A 19,641-nucleotide genomic window follows, 5' to 3' on the forward strand; every position below is an offset into this window, starting at 1 on the left:
GGCGCCGCCGTGTCCCGGGGCCGGAGCACGGCGGCCGCTCGGCACGGCCACCGGCGGCCTTCGCCGGCGGAGCGGGGTCACACCGCGCCGGTGCTCCCGTCGGTCAGCTCACGGAGGATGTCCGCGTGGCCGGCGTGCCGGGCGGTCTCCTCGATCATGTGCACGAAGATCCAGCGCAGCGAGACCTCACCGAGTTGCGGGTGCGGCACCACGTGGTCGAGGTCGAAGCGGGCGGCCACCGCCCGGGAGCGGGCGCACGCCTGCTCGTACGCGGCGGTGAGGCGCTCGACCGTGTCGCCGGGCGTGAGGGCGAAGCTGGCCGCCGCGTCCTCCTCGCTGGTCAGGTAGACGTCGCCGGGCTCGGGGGCGAGCAGGCAGGGGAACCAGTTGTGTTCCACCATCGCGAGGTGCCTGAGCATGCCGGCGAGGGTCGTCGCGGACGGGACCAGCCGACGCGCGGCCTCGGCGTCGGAGAGCCCGCGCACCTTGCGCAGCACCACGCCGCGGTGGAAATCGAGGAACGATTCGAGCACCGCACGCTCGTCGCCCGTCCTGGCCAGCACCGGGGCGAGCGTGGGATCGATCGATGTCTCCGCCATTTCCGCACCCTAGCCCGGCCGGAATCCCCGTGCAGCCCGCTATCCGCTGCGCGGCCCCGCCGCGAAGGGCAGGATGGGGCCCATGGCCGCAACGGTAGAGATTCCCCTCGTGGACGGTCCGGCCGCCGGGCAGCGCGTCGTCGTCGAGCTGGACAGCAACGGCCGCCCGCCGCTGACCCATCACCATCTCGGCCCCGGCGGGCTGGCCGCCGCGGAGATCTACGAGTTGGAGTCCGCCGGCGAGGAGGCCCGCGACTGGCGCTACTGCTGGCGGGGTCCGGCCGCCTGAGCGATTGTCGGGAAACGCCGGGGCGAGCGAGGCAGAGCCCAGGCTGCCCGGGCGTCCCGGGTCCGCTCAGGCGCGGGTGAGCGTGTGGGCCCGCAGGCTGTCGAGCACGGCACGGGTGACCTGCGAGGTGCCCCTCGCCTCGTCGCAGACCTGCGCGACCCGGCGTGCGGTGGCCTCCGCGCGTCGCCCCCGCTCGTCCCAGAGCCGGTCGACCTCGGCGAGCAGCGGGCCCTCCACCTCACGCTCCACACCGCGCAGCGCCGGCACGCCGAGCCGCTGAGCCAGGTCGAAGACCTTGCCCGCGTACGGCAGCGGGAGGAACGGCGTACCCACCATCGCGGCGAAGATCAGGAAGTGCAGCCGCATGCCGACGGCCAGATCGAAGTGTCGCATCAGGCCGAGCACCTGCTGGGGCGAGTACTTGCCGTGCAGGATCCGGCCGCGTTCGGCGGCGATCATGTGTGAGAGCACCCCGTGGGAGTGCCGGATGTCGTCGCGCTCCATCGGCACGAAGAGGACGTACGCGTCGATCCGGTGCACCAGGAAGTCGCCGATCTGGGCCAGCAGGCGGTGGTAGCCGTCCACGTCCAAGCGCTCAGCGGCCCGGCCCGGCTCCCGTACGCTCATCCCGACCAGCCGCTTGCCGGCCGGCACACCTTCCTCGCGCAGCAGCTCGGCGGGGAAGTCCGCCGGCTCGAGCAGGAAGGCCGGGTCGGCCGTGACCGTGATCGGGTTGACCAGTCCGGCCTCCTCCAGCACCATCCGGGACTCCTGGTCACGGACGGTGACCTGGGTGGCACCGGCCAGCGTCTCCCGGACCATGCCGGTGTCCACCCCGTCGCTGAGCGGCCCGACCCCCACCGCGTACGTGATCAGCGGCAGCCCGCGCTCCTGGGCGACCCGGACCACCCGCAGGTAGCGGCGTGCCTCCTTGTCGTAGAGGATGCCGCCGCCGCCGAGGATCAGCAGGTCGAGCTGGGCCAGCACCAGTGAGGAGTCGGTGCGGCTGACTCCTTCCCAGGGCACCGCCTCGACGTCCGGGTGAGCCACCCGGGTGTGTTCCGGATTCCGGGAGAACACGATAATCCGGGCATTTGGCTCTTGTTCGCGCAGATCGGCCAGCAGGCCGGTGAGGATCGCCTCGTCACCGAGATTCCGACCGCCGTACGAGCCGAGCACACCGATGGTCAGTCCGGCGCCATGCCTCATCCGTCGCTCCTCCCGGGTGCGTCGGCGAGGGTTTCCCGTTGGGCCGGTGAACACTCCTGCGCGTCAACTCAGCCCAGGGACGACGGAGGCTCCGGCGCGCCCGCGGCGAGCTGCTTGGTCATCTGCTGGGCGGCGACCTGGAAGCCGAGACTCTCGTACAGGCCGATGGCCACCGTATTCGAACCGAACACGTTCAAGCCCAGCTCGGTCACGCCGAGCCCGGCGAGTTCGGCCTCGATGAGCTGGATCATCCGCCGCGCGTATCCCCGTCCCCGGTGCTCCGGATGCACCTCGATGTTGTGGATCCAGGCCCGCCCCGAGCCGGCCGGCGCGTCGGATGCCCCGGCCGCGCCGGGCAGGGTCACCCAGATCCAGCCGACCTGGACACCGTCGACCCGGGCGACCCGTAGCAGGACGTCCTCGGTGGCCGCACCGGCGGGCAGCAGGTCCCGCGTCTGGGTTACGGCCCGGTCCAACGCCGCGGCCGCCGGAATCCCCCGATGCCGGGTCAACTCCTCGGCGTACGACCGTTGCAGCGGTCCGAGCAGCGTCGTGAGCTCCTCGTCGGTCATCAGGGCGAGTGTCAGGGTCATGCGGCAGGAGCCCTTCCGGGGTCGGCCCGGCCGGACGGGTGGGACACCCCGGCGACCAGGCGGGACACGAACGCGGACACCACCTCGTCGGCGTCGAAGCCGGCGTCGATGGAGGTGGTGAGCAGGTCGAGCAGGAGCCCGTCCATGGCGTAGTGCAGCAGAGCCACCTCGAACGCGCCACCGGGTAACCCGCTGGCGACGTGGAAGGCGACATCGTCGCGGTAGCCCCGGCGGAGCGTGTCGCCGAGGATTCGGGCCAGGTCGGGACGGCGGACCGCTTCCAGCCGCAGCTCGAACAGCGCGCGGGTCAGCTCGGGCTGGCGGGTGGTGCGCTCGACGATGTAACGGACGTAGTCGGTGAACAGCTCCAGCGACGGCTCCCGCGCGCCGAGCGCGCTTAGCACCTCCTCGTCCGGCGCGAACCGCTCCATGATCCGCTCGCCGAGCGCGCCGAGCAGGGCGTCGCGCGAGCGGAAGTAGTTGGAGGCGGTGCCGACGGGCATACGTTGAACCACGACATCAGTAGTGATTGCAGGGAGATCCCGTTTGCGCAAGCTCGTGTACTACGTCGCCGGCACCCTCGACGGCTTCATCGCCGCACCCGACGGGTCGTACGACTTCTTTCCGTTGGAGCCCGACGTGGTGGCCCACCTGGTGGCGACCTACCCCCAGACGTTGCCCACCTTCACCCACGCGCAGTTCGGCATCGACCGGCCCGAAGGTCGGTTCGACGCCGTGGTGATGGGCCGGGGCACCTACGACCCGGGGCTCGCCGCCGGCATCACCAGCCCCTACGCCCACCTGCGGCAGTACGTCTTCTCCCGCTCGCTGCCGCCCGCCGCGGAGCCGGAGGTGGAGATCGTCGCCGGCGACCCGGTCGCGTTCGTCCGAGCGTTGAAGGCGCAGCCCGGCAAGGACATCTGGCTGGCCGGCGGCGGTCAGCTCGCCGGGCAACTCCTGCCCGAGGTCGACGAGCTGATCCTCAAGCTGAACCCGGTCGTGGTCGGCAGCGGCATCCCGCTCGTCACCCGGGGCTTCGACCCACGACGCTTCACCCTGGTCGACGCGCGCCCGTTCGACAGTGGAGTGGTGATCCTGCGCTACGCCCGATCGGAGGGCAGCCCGGGTAGCCAAGACTGACGATGATGGCGAGGTGAGGATCGCGCACGTCAGCGACAGCCACCTCGCCAACATCGAGGGCGTGGCCACCTCGGTGGGCACCACGGTGGGCCTGCAACGGGCCGCCGGCCACCAGGTCACGCTGCACTCGCCCGGGCCGCTGTCGCGACGCCGCCGCCGGCCCGGCGAGCTGCCCTCGGTTCCGGTGCCGACCCGGCCGTACCGGCTGGCGCTGCCCCGGCTGCCGAACGCGCCGGTGGACGTGGTGCACGTGCACACAACCGGCCCGGTCGGCATCGCCGGGCTGCGCTACGCGGCCGCCCGATCCCTGCCGGTGGTCTTCACCTGGCACACCGACCTGATCGCGTACGCGGCGCACTACCCGGAGGTGCCGCTCGGGGCCGCGTACGCGGGGCTGCGACTCGGTCTGGGCTGGCGGGCCCGGGCGCTGCGGGAGTTGGCCCGGCCCGGCCCGGGCCGCGACGAGCGGCTGTTCGAACTCGGCCGGTGCCTGCTGGCACACATGAGCGTGCTGCTCGCCCCGTCCGCCAAGACCGCCGAGTCGATGGCGCCGATGGCCGGCGGCACCCCGATCGTGACACTGCCGACCCCGGTCGCCGCCCCGCTGCCCGACGCCGACGACCGGCGGCGGATCCGATCGCACCTGGACATCCCCCCGGATGCCCCGATGCTGCTCGCGGTGGGGCGGGCGTCGCCCGAGAAGGATCCCGAGCTGCTGCTCGGCGCGTTCGCCCAGGTGCGCCGTACGCTGCCGTCGGCCCGGCTGGTGCTGCTCGGCGTACGCGGCAACGGGACCGCGCTGCGCCGGACGGCCCGCCGGCTCGGCGTGGACGACGCGTCGCACCTGCTCCAACCGGTGCCCCGCGAGCGGGTCGGCGCGTACTACCGCGCCGCCGACGTGCTCGCCTTCGCGTCGAGCACCGACACCCAGGGACTGGTGCTCGGCGAAGCCGAGGCGTACGGGCTACCGGTGGCCATGGTGGACGACGGGCTCGCCACCCGGCCGGGCACCGGCAGCCGCCGGCCGCTCGCCGTCGGCACGTCGGCGGAGTTCGGGGCGCTGCTCGGCCGGCTGCTCTCCGACGAGACGCTGCGCGCGCGGGTGGTCGCCGAGGGTCGGGCCGCCGCCGCGGCCTGGAACGGGGAGCGCTACCTGGCCGAGCTGACCGGGCTGTACGCCACGATCACGCGCCGCTCGGCCGGCTGATGGCCGGCCGGGCCCTGCGGGCGAGCACCGCCGTGGTGCTCGTGGTCGGGCTGGCGCTCACCTTCGTGGCGGCCCGCGACGATCCGCTGGAGCTGCTCTGCTACTTCACCATCCAGGTGGATCTCGCGTACCTCGTGGTGCTGCCGATCGGCAGCGTCGACCGGCTGCGTACCGCGCTCACCGTCTACCTCGTCGTCACCGGCCTGGTCTTCGTGCTGGTGCTCGCCAACCCGTGGAGCGGCTACAGCATGGTGGCGACCGCCGACGCCCGGGGCACGGTCTCGGACGCGGGCAATCTCCTGCTGCACGTGGTGGCGCCGCCGCTGGCAACCGCCGACTGGCTCACCCGCCGTCCCGGAACCGCGCCACCCCGCACGTACGCGGTGAGTCTGCTCGCCTACCCGCTGCTCTGGCTCACGGCGATCCTGCTCCGCGCGGCCGGGTCCGACCCGACGCAGGAGAAGTACCTCTATCCGTTCCTCGACGTGAACCGGCTCGGCTACCCGACGGTCGTCGTCAACGCGCTGGTCTTCGCCACGCTCGTCCTGCTGCTCGGCCTCACCGCCGCCCGGCTGTCCCGCCCCGCGCCCGCCGCCCGACTGCCCTGACCCCGTCGCCGACTCGGATCGGCCCGGTCGCCGACCGGCGACGTCGCGGGCGGTCGTCGTGCCGGTGAAGGCAGGCCGATGGCGGGGATCGGACCTGGTGGTGGGCGGGGAACGCGGCGTCCGATCGCCGCCAGACCGGGGCGCGCGCCGAGGCGAGGATCGATGCATGAAGAGAACGTTGGAGGGCAAGGTCGCCCTGGTCACCGGCGGTGGGCGGGGCATCGGGGCGGGCATCGCGCTGCGCCTCGCGCAGGACGGCGCGGACGTGGCGCTGACGTACCTCCGCAACGCGGAGCAGTCCGCGGCGGTGGTGAAGGAGATCCAGTCACTGGGCCGGCGGGCGCTGGCCGTTCAGGCGGACAGCGCCGACCCGGCGGCGGTCCAGGGCGCGGTCGACCGGACGGCGACCATCCTGGGCAGGTTGGACATCCTGGTCAACAACGCGGCGGTGTTCCTGGTCGGCGCGGTCGACGAGCTGAGCCGGGACGACGTGGAGCAGACGATCGCCGTGAACGTCCGCGGCCCGTACGTGGCCGCCCAGGCGGCGGCGCGCCACCTCAGCGACGGTGGACGGATCATCAGCATCGGCAGCAACGTGGGCGAACGGGCGGTCTTTCCGGGGCTCGCGCTCTATTCGATGAGCAAGACCGCCCTGGCCGGGCTGACCCGGGGACTGGCGAGGGAACTGGGCCCGCGCGGCATCACCGTCAACCTGGTCAACCCGGGGCCGACCGACACCGACGCGAACCCGGCCGACGGCCCGAACGCGGCGACGATCGCCGGTTTCACGGCGCTGGGCCGCTTCGCGCGGCCCGCCGACATCGCGGCCACCGTCGCACACCTGGCCGCGCCCGAGGCCGGGTACGTGACCGGCGCGGTGGTCAACGTGGACGGCGGCTTCACCAGTTGATCGACGGCCGGGCGCGGCGGGAACGCCGTTGTGCCCGGCCGTCCCACCTCAGTGGACGAACCATCGCCGGGAACCTTGTGGCAGTGGGTCCGCGGTCCTAGCGTGTCAGCGCGAGGATCCACGGCCACGAGGCTCTCCGGGAAGGCAGGTTCATGGTGACCGAGGCAGGACTGCGACCGCGCGTCGCCAGGCCGCCGCGGGCGACGTGGTGGGTGCTGTGCGGACTTGTCGCGGTGCTCGCCGCCGTGGTCGTCGGACTCCTCTGGCGTGAGCCGCTCCTGCTCGTCACCGTCGGCGTCGGAGCCCTGGCGCCGGTGCTCGTCGGGGTCCTCCGACGCCGCCGGTTGGCGGTGACGGTGACCGTCCTGATCCTGCTCGGTCTGGCCGGAACGGTCACGGTGGTCGCCCTACACCTGGGTGCCACGTCGGACGACGAAACCGGCTCTGCCGTCGGGCCGGAGAAGATCGAAACCGTGTCGTACCGTGCCGAGGCCGTCCTGGACGATGGCACGCTCCGGCTCGACGAGGAGATCAGCGGCGCGGACCTCGGGCTCGACGCCACCTGGGTCACCGAGTTCGGCTGGCGACTCGACCGCACCGTCGACGGCGTTCCCGTCTACCGGCGCGGCCGCGAAGCCCTGGCACGCGCGGCGTCCCCCGCCTTCTCCGAGGTCGAGCTGCCGATCACCCTCGGGCGCCGGCCGGACGGCGTACGGCTGATGCCAGGCGAGGGCTCCGTCACCGCCATCACCGCGCCGAAGGGGGCGCTCGGGGTGATCGCCCCCGCGCCGCAGGGGCTCGTGGACGCTCCACGCCGCCAGGAGGTCGCCACCGTGGCGCTGGACGCGGACAGCGAGTCGCTGCTGGTGACGGTCCGGGCGCCCTGGCTGCGCAACCCGCTGGGTCGCAGCCTCGACGACTTCTTCTCCTGGGGACCGGCCGCGTGGCTCGTCGGAGCCGCCACGACGGTGCTCTCGAGCATCGTGGTCGGCCGCGTGACCGGGGGCCTCGAGCGGCTGCTCGGCGGGCTGCTGGGTTGGCTGCGCCCGGACAGGTCAGCACCGCCCGCGGCGGCTCCCACGCAGCGGTCCCGACCGCCACGCTCCGGGGCCGCGGGTCTGATTCGCCGCCGTAGGGTACGCCGCTAGTCGGCGTACCCTCGCTCCGTGGGAGGAGGCCCGATGAGCACCAGCAGGATCACAATCGCCGCACTGGACGACCGGCACGCCGACGCCGTGCTCGACATCTACCGGCTCGGCATCGCCACCGGCAACGCAACCTTCGAGACCGAGCCGCCCACTTGGGAACGCTTCACCGCCACGCGGCTACCCGGGCACCGCTGGGTCGCCGTCGATCCGGCCGACCGGGTCCTGGGCTGGGTCGCCTGCTCTTCCGTGTCCGACCGGTGCGTCTACGCCGGAGTCGTCGAGCACTCCGTGTACGTACACCCGGAAGCCCATGGTCGGGGGGTCGGTCGCCTCCTGCTGGAAGCGCTGATCGCCTCCACCGAGCAGGCCGGGATCTGGACCATTCAGTCCGGGGTCTTCCCAGAGAACACCGCCAGCCTCGCCCTGCACGCGGCCTGTGGCTTCCGTACCGTCGGCACCCGCCGGCGCATCGGCCGCCACCACGGCGTCTGGCGCGACGTGACCCTCATCGAGCGGCGCAGCATTGTGGTCGGATGAGCGGGGCCGGGACGGCCGCCAACCATCGGCCGGTCAGCGACGCCGGGCGTCGTCCAAGATCGCCGTCAACCGGGACAGGCACTCCCGTACGAACGACGGGTAGGTGTCCCAGTAGTACGGGACGCCGCTGATCCCGACGCCGATGGCCCAGGCCCGGGCGCGAAGCCAGGTCACGTCGTCGAGGTCCGCGCTGTCCCAGTACGACTGCCTCGCCTCGGCGGGGAGGTCCCACACCGGGGCGTGTTCGGCGTCGGGGTAGCCGACCGAGAGACCACCGAAGTCGATGATCGCGTGGAGCCTGCCCTCGTGGGCCAATAGGTTGGCGGGCCGCAGATCCCCGTGCAGCCAGACGTGCCGGCCGGCCGGCTCAGGCAGGCTGAGCGCGCTCCGCCACAGCTGTTGCAGCGTAGCGACGTCGAGGTCGAGGCCGTTGATGTCCCGGCACGCCGCGAAACTCCTGCTGATCGACTCGTCGCAGGGGCCCAGGGTGCCGCCGCGGTACCAGCTGAGTTCACCCTCGCGGGCCGCGCCCATGAGATCGGTGGAGTGCAGGTCCCGCACGGCCGCCGCCAGGTCCCGGCCGAAGGTGGCCCAGTCGGTGACGGTCGCCGGGCCGGCGATCTCGCCGTCGATCCAGCGGTAGACGGACCAGGCCGCGGGGAAGGTGGACGTCGGCTCCCCGGCGTGAACGGGCTCCGGAATGCGGCAGGGCAGGTGCGGCGCCAGTCGGGGAAGCCACGTCCGTTCCTTGCGCAACGCCTTCGCTTTGCCGGGGGTACGCGGCAGCCGTACGAGCAGCTCGTCACCCAGCCGGTACATGGCGTTGTCCGTGCCTGCCCCGGCGAACACGACGGGCAGGTCGGCCCACTCCGGCCGCTGGTCCTTCAGCAGGGACCGGACGACGTCCTCGTCGACCCGGATCTCGTTCTCGTGCAGCATCAGGCGACAGCTTTCCGGCTTGGTGTCGGCGGTGCCAGCGATTATCCGGTCGGTCGGCGGCACCGCCCGACGGGCGGCTCCGCCGGCTACTCGCCGACCGGGCCGCCCGCCAGTTCCGTCACGATGTCGAGGTGCCCGAGATGACGGGCGTACTCCTGCAGGAGGTGGAAGAGCACCCGCTCCAGTGGTGGCGGTTCGGCGCCCTCCCAGCGTTCGCTCGGCGCCCCGTGTGCGCCGAGCTCGCTGCGCTCCACGACAGCCCGGGTGTGCGCGCCCTGGGCACGCAGCGCGGCCAGCAGATCCTCGCGGCTCTCCTCCGGCGCGACGTACCACCGGTCCCCACGCCGGTCGCCCCACGGATCGCCCACGTCGCGCCCCTGGAAACCCCACTCGATCCAGCGGAGCTCCACGTATCTCAGATGCTTGACCAGTTCCAGCGGCGTCCACCCCGACGGCAGGATGCTGCGGCGCACCTCGTCCGCGGGCAACGCGGACAGCTTCGCCACCACGTTCTCGCGGAAGTAGTCCAGGTACCGCAGGAAAACCTCGGCACGTCCGGCGGCCGGCACGGTGGGTGAGGGGAACTCCATGGTCACCGGGCCATTATCTGATGATCACGCCGCCGCCCGCCGCCCGCCGCCCGGCGATCCAGCGGCACGGCGGCACGGCGGCACGGTGGCACGGCGGCACGGTGGCACAGCGGGACCGGGATAATTCCGGGCCATGCGGGGGCGAATGGTCGCGGCCGGGCGGTGGTGCGGGAAGCATCGGCGGGCCGTCCGCCGTGCGCTCCTCGTGGCGGTCGTCGGCGCGCTGCTGCTCGGCGGCGGGACGGTGGCCAGCGTGGTGTGGATCCGTGGCGGCGCGGAGGGCCACATCTACGACGAGGACGTCGTGCCGGAGGCGCCGGTCGCCCTGGTGCTGGGCACCAGAGTGGACGCACACGGCAGACCGTCACCGTTCCTCACCGCCCGCCTGGAGATCGCCCGGCGGCTCTTCGAAGCCGGCAAGGTACGGGCGATCCTGGTGTCCGGCGACAACCTGGACGCCGACTACAACGAGCCCGGCGCGATGCGGCGCTGGCTCGTCGACCGGGGTGTGCCGGCCCGGAAGGTGGTGCTGGACCGCGCCGGCTTCGACACGTACGACTCGTGTGCGCGAGCGAAGCGGATCTTCGGGGTGGAACGCGCGACGGTGGTGACGCAGTCCTTCCACCTGCCCCGGGCGGTGGCACTCTGCCGCCGCCTCGGTATCGACGCCAACGGCGTGGGCGACGAGACCGTCAGACAGCAGCACGCCCAGCGCTGGCGGGTCAGCTCCACCCGCGAGTACGGCGCGTGCGTGAAGGCGGCACTGGACCTGCTCTCCGGCCGGGACCCGGTCCGCCTCGGCCCGCCCGAGACCGGCGTCGACGACGCGCTCCGGGACCAGTGAATCCCTGTGGGACGGCCGGCGGCCGCCCTCGGAGCGCTGCCGGTCAGCCGCTGCCGAGCTCGTACGGGTGGGTGTCGGCCGGGTCGTACGGCTCGTCGGCCAACTCGACGGCCTGGGAGATTTCGTAGGCGTGGTAGACGTGGGCGCAGCGCGGATGGACGATCACCAGGTCGCCGGCCTCCAGGATCGCCTCGGTACGCTCGCCGGACTCCAGGTCCTGGTACACCGCTGCGAGCCGTCCGCTGATCACATAGAGGGTCTCGGTCCGGCGCTCGTGGTAGTGGTTTCCACGTGGCCTGCCGGCGTCAGGGCGGAACTCGAGGTAGGCGAGGTACCGGTAGGTCCCGCCGTTGACGACCCGGGCGAACTCGCCCGCCGGTGACTGGATCCGCCCCCCGCCGTCCGGGAGGGGCGGCGAGATCACCGGAAGCCGCCGCACCTGCACCTTGTCCACGCGGTCATGCTAGGCGGTGGCACTATGCGGACCTGAACCGACGAGAGCCGACAGGTGTCCGGCCCCTTCCAGTCGTCGCGTTCGGTAACTACGCTGTTGCTCAATCCAGCAACACCTACCTGCCGCCCGGCCTGAAGCACTGCCGGCCGCCCCTCACGTCGGTCCGTTCCACGCCAGACGTCCACCGGATCGGTGGACGGTGTCCCCCGTCCCACACGGATCCAGCACGTTGGCACCGCCACGGGTCAGTTCAACCTGCATCTGGGGAGGAAACATGGGAAATCGGGAGTCGTTGAGCCGGATCATCGAGGAGATCGTCGTACCCCAGGCCGGGGACGTCGACCGGTCCGCCACCTTTCCGCGCAAGGCCGTCGACGCGCTGGCCGACGCGGGCCTGCTCGCACTCACGGTGCCGGCCGAGTACGGCGGCGGCGGGCAGGACCTCCGCGCCGCCACAGACGTGATCCGGCAACTCTCGGCGGCCTGCGGGTCGACCGCGATGATCGTCATGATGCACTACAGCGCGGTGGCCGCGCTGACCGCCGCGGGATCCGGCGACGTGTTGCGCGAGATCGCCGCCGGACGGCACCTGAGCACCCTGGCCTTCTCCGAGGCCGGATCACGTAGCCACTTCTGGGCGCCGGTGAGCACGGCCACCGACGAGGGCGACCAGGTACGCCTGGACGCCCGCAAGAGCTGGGTCACCTCGGCCAGCCAGGCGGACAGCTACATCTGGTCGAGCCGCCCCGTCGCCGCCCCAGGACCGATGACGCTGTGGCTGGTCACGACCGGCGAGGTAGAGCTGTCCATCGGCCCGGAGTTCGATGGTCTCGGCCTGCGCGGCAACGACTCCCGCCCGGTCACCGCCGCCGGCCTGGTGGTGCCCCACAGCGCCCGGCTCGGCGCCGACGGCGGAGGCCTGGACCTCGCGCTCACCGCGGTTCTGCCCTGGTTCCTGCTGCTCAACGCCGCCGCGAGCGTCGGACTGATGCAGGCCGTGACCCGGGAGACGGCGGACCACCTGACCCGTACCCGGCTGCAGCACCTGAACCGGTCGCTGGCCGGGCAACCGGAGTCCAGGGCGATGCTGGCTCGGATGCGGATCGAGACCGATCGCACGGCGGCGCTCCTCGACAGCACGCTGACCGCGATGGCGCAGGGACGCGACGACGCCCAACTGCTCGTCCTGGAGGTCAAGGCGGCGGCGGACGGCAGTGCCGCCGAAGTCGCCGACCTGGCGATGACGGCGTGCGGAGGGGCCGCGTTCCGCAAGGAGCTGGGTATCGAACGTCGGTTCCGGGACTCCCGAGCGGCCCGGGTGATGGCTCCCACCACGTCGGCGTTGCTGGACTTCGTCGGGCGGGCGCTGACCGGCCTGCCGCTGCTGGACGGACCTGAGGCATGAGCGACAGCCTGCTGCTCGGCGCCGTCGCCTACGACCCGAAGGTCGTGACCATCTGGGCCGGTTTCCGCTCCTGGTTCCGCGACCGTGGCCTGGACCTGGACTTCGTCCTGTACTCCCAGTACGAACGGCAGGTGGAGGACCTCCTGGCCGGTCGGATCGACCTGGCCTGGAACTCCCCGCTGGCCTGGCTGCGCGCCGAGCGGCTGGCCCGCGCGCAGGGCACGACAGTACGCGCGGTCGCGATGCGCGACACGGATCGCGACCTCACCTCGGTCATCGTGGTTCGGGCCGATTCGGAGTACCGCACCCTGACGGATCTGCGTGGCCGGACCGTGGCCGCCGGTGCGATCGACTCACCCCAGGCGACGCTGCTGCCACTGGCGCTGCTGCGCGCCGCCGGCCTCGACCCGGACGCCGACATCGATCTGCTCCGGTTCGACGTCGGAGTCGGTCTGCACGGCGATCACGTCGGTGGGGAGCGCGACGCCGCGCAGGCGCTGCGGGCCGGAAGTGCCGAGGCGGCCTGTCTGATCGACGCGAGCCTGCTGCTGTTCGGGCGCGAAGGCACGCTACCGGCGGGGTCCGTGCGTGTCCTCGCCGAGACCGAGCCGTACGACCATTGCAACCTGACCGCCGGGCCGGCCGCAGACCCGGCACTCGTCGACCACTTCGGCAAGCTGCTGCTCAACATGTCCTACGCGGACGACACGGCCCGGCCCTTGCTGGACCTGGAAGGACTGAAGAAGTGGCTGCCGGGCCGGACCGACCGGTACGCCGCGCTGGACCGGGCGGTCACCGAGACCAACTTCTACGATCCACAGGGAGCACTGGGTGCTGCCGGCTATCGACCTTGAGGATCTCAGTCTGGACGCCGGGGGTCACCTGCTGATCGACCGCGCGTTGGCCGGGCTGGCGCCCGGTGACCGGCTGGTGGTGCACGGTCGTCATCCGGCACTCGCGGTGCATCTGGCCGCCTGGTGCCGCGCCGAAGGGCACCGGCTCGATCCGGCGGCCGAGGCGCCGACCGTCATCCGGGGCCGGGCCGACCTGGATCGCTGGCAGGGTGCGCAACGGGCCGGACGGACGGCCGACGACGTCGTCGCACACGCCGACCGCCGGTGGGGGCTGGCCGCCCGGGGCGCGTTGGTGGAGCCCGGCGGCCCCGTCCTGGCGGTCGACTGGGTCGACCGTGACCTGGTCTGGGCCGACCTCGCACCACGCCTGTACGCCCAGGCCACGGCCAACCAGTGGAATCCGGCGACCGCGGTGGACTGGGCGGCGCAGGTGTCGTTGCCGGACAGTGTCGAAGACGCGGTCGTCCAGGTGATGACCTACCTGGTGGAGAACGAGCAGGCGGCGTTGATGATCCCGGCCCGGCTGCTGTCCCGGCTGCATCCGCACTTCCGCGAGGTCATGCAACTGCTCGCCGCGCAGGCCGCGGACGAGGCCCGGCACGTGGAGATCTTCACCCGCCGTGCCCTGCTCCACCGGGACACGCTCGGGCTCTCCGGAGCCGGTGGCCGGGCGTCCCTGCAGACCCTGCTGGAGGAGCCCGACTTCACCCTCGCCTCGTTCCTGCTCTCCGTTCTGGGCGAGGGCAGTTTCCTGGATCTGCTGCACTTCCTGCACCGTCACGCACCGGACCGGGTCACCGCGGACGTCACCCGGCTCGCCGCCCGCGACGAGGCTCGTCACGTCGCCTTCGGGGTCGCCCACACCGCGCACGTGGTCCGGACGGATCGCGCCTTCCTGCATCGGCTGCGTACGGCGGTCGAACGGCGCCATGCGGTGCTGGCCGACACCGCCGGGCTCAACAAGCAGGTCTTCGACGCGCTGGTCGTCCTCGCCGCCGGATCCTGGACACCGGCGGCGATGAGCCACGGCTGGCAGGAGGTGCTCCGTCTGCAACAGGCGATGGACGAGGGCCGCCGCCGGCGGCTCGAATACATCGGCTTCCCGGCCGACGAGGCCGCCGCACTCTCCGCGCTGCACACCCGCAACTTCATGTGAGAGTTACCAAGGCCCGCGCCAGGTCGGTTCCTCAGGCGTACGAGGGCCGGTCCGGGTCCAGCAACTCGGTGATACGACCACGATCGAGGACCTCGATGAGGGCACCAGTCCCGCGTTCGATCTTGACTGCCACCTCGTCAGGGTGCAGCGGGATCAGCGCGAGCAACGCGATCCGGCTGCCGTCGGGGACCTCGATCGTCCGAGCCTCGGGGGCCACGCGCAGCATCGGCGTGACCACGACGCCGGCGAACGAGGTACCGGCGGCGTACGGCTGCGCGGGATCGCCGTTCGGCACCGAATGCCACTCGCCGATCCAGGTCTCGTACTCGTGCGGCAGTCGAGCGATCTCCTTGAGGACTCGAACCGGCCAGCCGCTCGGGTCCTCGCCCAGCCCGGTCACCTCGGTCAGCGGCCAGTCCGGCGGCAGGCTGAGCATCAGTTCGGCGTAGGGGCTGATGTCGTGGCCGTCCGGAACCGTCATCGGCAGTTCACTCATCCCGGACGTGATCAGGGTCCGGTACGGGCGTTCCTCGGTCGGTCCCACGACGTGGACATGCACACCGACCAGGTGCGAGGCGATCTCGTGATAGACGAACTCAACCGGCCCGAAGTGCTCCTCGATGTGCCGATCGATCGCCTCGGCGAAGGCCTGCCGCGGCCCCTGCGCCGGCACGAACCCCCCGTGCAGCGGCTGGTGACGAAGGACCCCCGACCCGCGCGGCTCATCCATGGCGACGCAGCCTAGACCACGAAACCTGCATTGCCGTCAGCGCTGCTCTATCCGGCACCGGGAACGAGCCAGGAGGCGACAACACTCACGATCAACACCAGGCCGCCACCCCAGCCCGCGAACAGCCCCGCCTTCAAGCGCGGGCCACCGTACGCGGACAGGAGGAGCACGTTAGCCAACAGGAACGCCTGCACGACCGCGTACGTGCACAGCATTGCGTGGACGACGCCGAAGCGAGCGCCTGCGCCCAGGTCGGCATCGCTGCCGCGAGCGCCACCGGTCAACCGCGCAGCGACACCCATCGCGGCGACAGCCAGCAGGTGACCGAGGACAGCCAGACCGATACCAGCCAGGACCGCTTGCCAGCCGGGACGGGCTCGCGCGGTCTCACGGCACCAATCGACTCTGACGTGCGCGCCCCGTTCGTGTGGCGGGATTCCTGCGTATTCATAGATGGTTGAAGAACCGAGTGAACCAAGTCGCATCGGCTCCCGGGCCGAAGACCCAGCCGTTGGGCCCGTCGTATGGCGCGGCGAGGATGTGCTCGGGCACGACGAGATAACCGAGTCCGGCAAGCGCATGTTCGATCTGCCGCCGATCGTCGGGGTGCAGGTAAGGTTTCTGGTCGCTCGGACTGGACGCTGCGTACGTGGCGAGGCCACCGAAGGCGCTCACTCTCACGACCAAGGGCAGCGGAATCCGTGTGCGCTTCGTGTGACTGCGGCTGGCCTCGGCGGGAATCCGGATGCTCCCGAAACAGGCGGAGTCCTGGGCCAGCGCTGAGTCGCACGGGCAACCGTATGCCTCGCTCAACCGCTCTGTGAGTCGCTCAAACCGGCCCTGGGTCCCAGCGTGGTCGAAGTCGCGTGGCACCGCCAGGGCATCGCCTTCACCTCGCGCCACCCGCTGGTGCAACGCCGCAAGCATCGACTCCGGCATGGTCCCCGCTACCAGGGCCCGCAGGATCGACTCCCGTCCAATGCTCTCCGGTGCCGCAACTGGCTCGTCCAGCGCCCGGAGCATTGACCACCAATCCGCGTCAACCATTGTCACGCATGCACCGTAACCACCGGCTACGAAGCAACCAACGGAACTAGGATCGGTGGAGGAGGTGCCTCATGCCTTTTGTCGCCGGTGCCGCACTCCTACTCGCCGGGGTGGCCATCCTGCTGCTGCCCGGCCGGTTCGTCCGAGCCGAACAGAAGCTGTACGCCCCCATCGTCGGGGCACGTTCCGGCCGGGTCCTGACGCGGTTGGTCCTGGTGATGGTCGCGGCCACCCTCATCGCGTCCGGCACGGCGTTGATCGCAGAGACCGCCACATCCGCTTGACTCTGAGCACCCGCCCCGGGCTGGCGGGGCAAGACCGGTATTGACCTACCTAGACCAGGGACGGAGTAGCGTTCGAGAGCGCTACCGCCGAGAACAGCGCGGATTGGCAGACGGGCATGCTAGGGGTCGAAGAGTTGGAGGGCGTGCTTCCGTCGATGACGCACTGGCGTGCGCCGGCACGGCGTAGCGTGGACTGGGCCGCGCTCGGAGCGGACCTCGGGACGGCTTTGCCCTCCGACTACCGCTCCCTGGCAGAGGCGTACCCGCCGTTGGTCATCGACGATTTCCTCACGGTGTCCATTCCTCGGCCCGGTGCCGAGGCGGCGTGGGCGTCCGGGGTCCGGTACTCGTCCGAAATCCTCCAAGACCGGCGTGTGCCGGCGCACCATCGATGTGCCGGGCATGCCCAGCGGCTTCCCGAGTGACGACCCGAAGGTGCTGGGCCTGGGCGACCGAATCGACTGAGTCGGCAACCGATCCGCAGGCACATGGGAAACAGCGATCAAGTGCTCCGTCACTGATGTGATCGCCACGCGGGCCGGCTGGCCCTCCTACCTCGCTCACAGGCCACCAGCCGGACATGATCGTCTGGCCGGACGTGTCACCCAGCATCTGACACCGACCCGTCACGCATCAAGTGGAGCCCGACATCCCGGCAGCCGGCCGCCCGGTCCTGCGGCGTCGCAAGCCCTGACGCCCGCGGAGGTCTCGGCGTTACGCGCCGAGTCTCGGCGGATGGTCGGCCCAGCGTCAGCTGTCGTAGAGCCCGTCCCATGGCTCGTGAAATCCGAGGCGATCTGGGTACAGCTCGACCCAGTCGACGTGGCTGCCGTCGCCGGCCCGGTCCCCGGACTCATCGATCAGACCGAAGGTGACGCCGTCCTGGTGGGTTTGGAACAGTTGAACCGCGATGTCGCCGTACGACTTGCCGCGCAGCCCAGCGAGCAGCCCGTCGAGCGCCTCATCAAGCGCGGCTCGATCCCTGACGTGCGTGATCGCTGAACGCAGGTACGACCCGTCGTGGTCGAAGAGGTGCACATATGCGTGGTGGTCCCACGCCGACGCGAGGAACAATCCGTCGTCGTAGTGGCCAATCCTGTCCGTACGGTAGTCAGGCTCGTGCGCTATGGGAATCAGCCGAGGTACGGGCACAAGGTCAACTTAGCGTACGAGCCTCGCCAGTAAGCGAGTCGCGCCTGGAAACAATCAGGCCAACCGTCAATTGGACTCGCCATGTCAAGCATGAACCGGCGCAGGACATCGCCGGCTGCTGGGCGGAGTGCGCATCCGTCAGATCTAGGGGCCGTGTCAAAGTGGCTGACCGACCTGCGGCGGACCCGGAACACCAATCTGCGAGGATGCTCCGCCATGGAACTGTACGGGCCGTTTCGCCGCGAGGCGATTGCGCGGGGCATTCCGGCGGATCAGGTTGACAGGTTTGCCGAGCAGCTGCGATTCGCGATCTGGGTAGGTGGCGGTGTCCGCGGCGAGGATGTCGTCGGGCAGAGCGGCGGGCTGCCCCGGCTACCTGCCGGCACGGAGTGGCCGTCCGAGCGCGGGATTCGGTTGCCGTTCGTCGCGTCCCTCGACTGCGCGGCCCTTCCGAAGGTCGAGAAGCTTCCCCTGCCGGTGGACGGCTCGCTGCTCTTCTTCCTGGGCCCCGAGAAGGCCTTTGACGCATGTAGTCGCGGCTACGACGCGTACGCGAGGGTCCTGCACGTCCCCGCGGGCACCGAGACAGCGGTCCGAGAGCTGCCGTCCGACGGTGAGGTTCCGCGCCCGTACCCCGAGTACGGGCTTCATGCCGAGGTCGTGCCGGAGCTGCCACCCGGGCTCGAGCCCGACGACGAGGACATGGACGACCGCCTCATGGTCGCGTCGGACACCGTGAAGCAGTTGATCAGCGAGCTGACGCACGTCGATGAACTCATCGCACTGGTCCAGGACCTCTGGCCGACGGAGACGGGCCTGTCATCCCTGCGCATCGGTGGATATACGAGAAGAATCGGAGGCTCGTACTCTCCGGAGGAGCAGATGGCGCGTGCCAGCCTCCGGGCCCGGCTGGAAACCAAACCCGACCTTCCGCGGTCCGAGCGGATCCGCTGGCGCCGCGAGGAGGAATCCCGACTGATTCGGGAATGGGTGCCGCTCGCCCAGTTCCCCACCGAATACGAGGTCCACTTCGGACGATTTCTGATCAGATTCGACGACCTGGCCGCCGGCCGATTCGACAAGATGCGCTCATTCCCCGCGTTCACCGAGTAGACCGAGTAGACCGACCTCACCGACTTCGATGCGGGCCCTAGGTGTTCTGTCCATGGACGTTGGTGACGCGGCCGCGGCCTTGAAATAGGTGAGGACCTCCGGGTGAGGTGGAGCTTGTCGAAGTTTCGCGTCCAACGCGCCTGCACGTCCCATCGCTGGGTCCGCCTGCAGCCTCGACAGGTTGGGGCGCGAGGTCACGGGTTCCCGCGCCCTGCGAGTTTGATCACTACGCCCATGGGAAAGCGCGACCTCATGAAGGACGACCAGCGCGTCGAAGGCAACCTCAAGGGAATGGATGATCTTGACTTCCAAGGCTGGAACAACGCCGATTGGAACGGCGTGTTCGCCCACCACCACACCGAGGACGTGTTGGTGGACTGGAAGGGTCAGGAACCGACTCACGGGATCCAGCAGCACATCGACGCCATGAAGGCCTACGTTGACTCGGCGGGCGGAACACCGCCCCAGATCACTTCCCACCCCATCGCGTTCGGGTCTGGGGAGTGGACCTGTGTCATCGGCGAGTTTGAGGACGGAAGCCGCATGGTCACAGTGGCCAAGTGGCGTGACGGCGCGATCGCCGAGGAGTACATCTGGGCCTGACGGGTGCCGCATGCCTCGTCAAGCCACTCGCCCTAAGCCGCGGGCGAAGGTGAGCGGGGCTGACCGGCAAAAACTCATCCGCCTCTGCGCCGCGCTCAGGCCCGGCACGGTGACCGATCCGGTGACCGCCACCAAAGAGGGTGTCAGATCTGTTGTGTAAGGGCGTGACCTCTGTTCTGAGTCGTTGAGCGACTCGAGAGAGGACACCCAATGAGCGATGTGCAGGACAC

The 19,641-nt window shown here is 70.8% G+C and carries 25 protein-coding genes; 15 read left to right on the plus strand and 10 right to left on the minus strand.

From position 1 onward, the window contains the following. Positions 1–77 precede the first annotated feature (77 nt). A complete protein-coding gene (locus tag BXA10_RS05575; RefSeq protein ID WP_076468161.1) occupies positions 78–599 on the minus strand; it encodes a DinB family protein in 522 nt (173 codons plus the stop codon). A gap of 82 nt (positions 600–681) precedes the next feature. On the opposite strand from BXA10_RS05575, the gene BXA10_RS05580 reads away from it, so the two are divergent. Then, positions 682–888, plus strand: coding sequence for a hypothetical protein (locus BXA10_RS05580; protein ID WP_076468163.1), 207 nt, complete (start codon positions 682–684; stop codon positions 886–888). 66 nt (positions 889–954) lie between these two features. Here BXA10_RS05580 and BXA10_RS05585 read toward each other — a convergent pair whose 3' ends face one another. The 3 genes from BXA10_RS05585 to BXA10_RS05595 all read right to left on the minus strand — a co-directional run bounded on the left by BXA10_RS05585 (position 955) and on the right by BXA10_RS05595 (position 3,193). Beyond that, the gene (locus BXA10_RS05585; protein WP_076468165.1) at positions 955–2,097 is read right to left on the minus strand and encodes a polysaccharide pyruvyl transferase family protein; all 1,143 of its coding nucleotides are present in this window, start codon (positions 2,095–2,097) and stop codon (positions 955–957) included. Positions 2,098–2,165: 68 nt separating this feature from the next. After that, the gene (locus BXA10_RS05590; RefSeq protein ID WP_175649116.1) at positions 2,166–2,669 is read right to left on the minus strand and encodes a GNAT family N-acetyltransferase; all 504 of its coding nucleotides are present in this window, start codon (positions 2,667–2,669) and stop codon (positions 2,166–2,168) included. A 17-nt stretch (positions 2,670–2,686) separates the two neighbouring features. Next, the gene (locus BXA10_RS05595; RefSeq protein ID WP_175649117.1) at positions 2,687–3,193 is read right to left on the minus strand and encodes a TetR/AcrR family transcriptional regulator; all 507 of its coding nucleotides are present in this window, start codon (positions 3,191–3,193) and stop codon (positions 2,687–2,689) included. A 43-nt stretch (positions 3,194–3,236) separates the two neighbouring features. Between BXA10_RS05595 and BXA10_RS05600 the strand changes: the two genes are divergently transcribed. From BXA10_RS05600 to BXA10_RS05625, 6 genes are all read left to right on the plus strand, one after another. Further along, positions 3,237–3,830 (plus strand): dihydrofolate reductase family protein, encoded by a 594-nt coding sequence (locus BXA10_RS05600; protein WP_076468171.1) that lies wholly within the window; start codon positions 3,237–3,239, stop codon positions 3,828–3,830. 13 nt (positions 3,831–3,843) lie between these two features. Beyond that, positions 3,844–5,037: a glycosyltransferase gene (locus BXA10_RS05605; protein ID WP_076468172.1), complete on the plus strand. Its 1,194-nt coding sequence runs from the start codon at positions 3,844–3,846 to the stop codon at positions 5,035–5,037. Next, positions 5,037–5,645 (plus strand): Pr6Pr family membrane protein, encoded by a 609-nt coding sequence (locus tag BXA10_RS05610; RefSeq protein ID WP_076468174.1) that lies wholly within the window; start codon positions 5,037–5,039, stop codon positions 5,643–5,645. Before BXA10_RS05605 ends, BXA10_RS05610 begins: the two co-directional genes overlap by 1 nt. 166 nt (positions 5,646–5,811) lie before the next feature. Further along, a complete protein-coding gene (locus BXA10_RS05615; RefSeq protein ID WP_076468176.1) occupies positions 5,812–6,555 on the plus strand; it encodes an SDR family oxidoreductase in 744 nt (247 codons plus the stop codon). A gap of 155 nt (positions 6,556–6,710) precedes the next feature. Then, the gene (locus tag BXA10_RS05620; protein WP_139337887.1) at positions 6,711–7,703 is read left to right on the plus strand and encodes a hypothetical protein; all 993 of its coding nucleotides are present in this window, start codon (positions 6,711–6,713) and stop codon (positions 7,701–7,703) included. A gap of 33 nt (positions 7,704–7,736) precedes the next feature. Further along, entirely contained in the window at positions 7,737–8,240 is a 504-nt protein-coding gene (locus BXA10_RS05625; protein WP_076468180.1) for a GNAT family N-acetyltransferase, read from the plus strand. Between the two features lie 33 nt (positions 8,241–8,273). Here BXA10_RS05625 and BXA10_RS05630 read toward each other — a convergent pair whose 3' ends face one another. Continuing rightward, complete coding sequence (locus BXA10_RS05630; RefSeq protein WP_175649118.1) at positions 8,274–9,179, minus strand: aminoglycoside phosphotransferase family protein; 906 nt, start codon at positions 9,177–9,179, stop codon at positions 8,274–8,276. A gap of 86 nt (positions 9,180–9,265) precedes the next feature. Continuing rightward, positions 9,266–9,769 carry a mycothiol transferase gene (locus BXA10_RS05635; RefSeq protein WP_245828146.1) on the minus strand — a complete coding sequence of 168 codons (504 nt, stop codon included), beginning with the start codon at positions 9,767–9,769 and terminating at the stop codon, positions 9,266–9,268. 133 nt (positions 9,770–9,902) lie between these two features. Between BXA10_RS05635 and BXA10_RS05640 the strand changes: the two genes are divergently transcribed. Then, positions 9,903–10,613 carry a SanA/YdcF family protein gene (locus BXA10_RS05640; RefSeq protein WP_076468184.1) on the plus strand — a complete coding sequence of 237 codons (711 nt, stop codon included), beginning with the start codon at positions 9,903–9,905 and terminating at the stop codon, positions 10,611–10,613. A 43-nt stretch (positions 10,614–10,656) separates the two neighbouring features. Here BXA10_RS05640 and BXA10_RS05645 read toward each other — a convergent pair whose 3' ends face one another. Next, entirely contained in the window at positions 10,657–11,067 is a 411-nt protein-coding gene (locus BXA10_RS05645; protein ID WP_076468186.1) for a cupin domain-containing protein, read from the minus strand. A 274-nt stretch (positions 11,068–11,341) separates the two neighbouring features. Here BXA10_RS05645 and BXA10_RS05650 point away from each other — a divergent pair, with 274 nt between their 5' ends. From BXA10_RS05650 to BXA10_RS05660, 3 genes are read left to right on the plus strand one after another with little or no spacing between them, the layout of a single operon-like run. Continuing rightward, on the plus strand, positions 11,342–12,472 hold the full coding sequence (locus tag BXA10_RS05650; RefSeq protein WP_076468188.1) for an acyl-CoA dehydrogenase family protein: 1,131 nt from the start codon (positions 11,342–11,344) through the stop codon (positions 12,470–12,472). Further along, positions 12,469–13,326 carry a phosphate/phosphite/phosphonate ABC transporter substrate-binding protein gene (locus BXA10_RS05655; protein ID WP_076468190.1) on the plus strand — a complete coding sequence of 286 codons (858 nt, stop codon included), beginning with the start codon at positions 12,469–12,471 and terminating at the stop codon, positions 13,324–13,326. The genes BXA10_RS05650 and BXA10_RS05655 overlap by 4 nt, the downstream gene beginning before the upstream one ends. Continuing rightward, positions 13,304–14,482 (plus strand): hypothetical protein, encoded by a 1,179-nt coding sequence (locus BXA10_RS05660; RefSeq protein ID WP_076468191.1) that lies wholly within the window; start codon positions 13,304–13,306, stop codon positions 14,480–14,482. Before BXA10_RS05655 ends, BXA10_RS05660 begins: the two co-directional genes overlap by 23 nt. A gap of 31 nt (positions 14,483–14,513) precedes the next feature. Here the strand turns inward: BXA10_RS05660 and BXA10_RS05665 are convergent, their stop codons facing one another. Beyond that, positions 14,514–15,212 carry a suppressor of fused domain protein gene (locus tag BXA10_RS05665; protein ID WP_076468193.1) on the minus strand — a complete coding sequence of 233 codons (699 nt, stop codon included), beginning with the start codon at positions 15,210–15,212 and terminating at the stop codon, positions 14,514–14,516. A 218-nt stretch (positions 15,213–15,430) separates the two neighbouring features. Between BXA10_RS05665 and BXA10_RS05670 the strand changes: the two genes are divergently transcribed. After that, positions 15,431–15,673: a hypothetical protein gene (locus tag BXA10_RS05670; RefSeq protein WP_076468195.1), complete on the plus strand. Its 243-nt coding sequence runs from the start codon at positions 15,431–15,433 to the stop codon at positions 15,671–15,673. Here the strand turns inward: BXA10_RS05670 and BXA10_RS05675 are convergent. Beyond that, positions 15,660–16,265 carry a hypothetical protein gene (locus tag BXA10_RS05675; RefSeq protein WP_139337888.1) on the minus strand — a complete coding sequence of 202 codons (606 nt, stop codon included), beginning with the start codon at positions 16,263–16,265 and terminating at the stop codon, positions 15,660–15,662. The two genes, BXA10_RS05670 and BXA10_RS05675, sit on opposite strands and share 14 nt — an antisense overlap. Before the next feature lie 65 nt (positions 16,266–16,330). Between BXA10_RS05675 and BXA10_RS05680 the strand changes: the two genes are divergently transcribed. Then, entirely contained in the window at positions 16,331–16,543 is a 213-nt protein-coding gene (locus BXA10_RS05680) for a hypothetical protein (protein ID WP_076468199.1), read from the plus strand. 750 nt (positions 16,544–17,293) lie between these two features. Here the strand turns inward: BXA10_RS05680 and BXA10_RS05685 are convergent. Beyond that, positions 17,294–17,695 (minus strand): hypothetical protein, encoded by a 402-nt coding sequence (locus BXA10_RS05685; RefSeq protein WP_076468201.1) that lies wholly within the window; start codon positions 17,693–17,695, stop codon positions 17,294–17,296. Between the two features lie 216 nt (positions 17,696–17,911). On the opposite strand from BXA10_RS05685, the gene BXA10_RS05690 reads away from it, so the two are divergent. Together BXA10_RS05690 and BXA10_RS05695 are read left to right on the plus strand one after the other, a co-directional pair. After that, positions 17,912–18,808 (plus strand): DUF1963 domain-containing protein, encoded by an 897-nt coding sequence (locus tag BXA10_RS05690; protein ID WP_076468203.1) that lies wholly within the window; start codon positions 17,912–17,914, stop codon positions 18,806–18,808. Between the two features lie 234 nt (positions 18,809–19,042). Further along, positions 19,043–19,411 (plus strand): hypothetical protein, encoded by a 369-nt coding sequence (locus BXA10_RS05695; RefSeq protein ID WP_217696726.1) that lies wholly within the window; start codon positions 19,043–19,045, stop codon positions 19,409–19,411. Positions 19,412–19,641 lie beyond the last annotated feature (230 nt).

Source organism: Micromonospora avicenniae (assembly GCF_900156065.1).
GTDB lineage: Bacteria > Actinomycetota > Actinomycetes > Mycobacteriales > Micromonosporaceae > Micromonospora > Micromonospora avicenniae.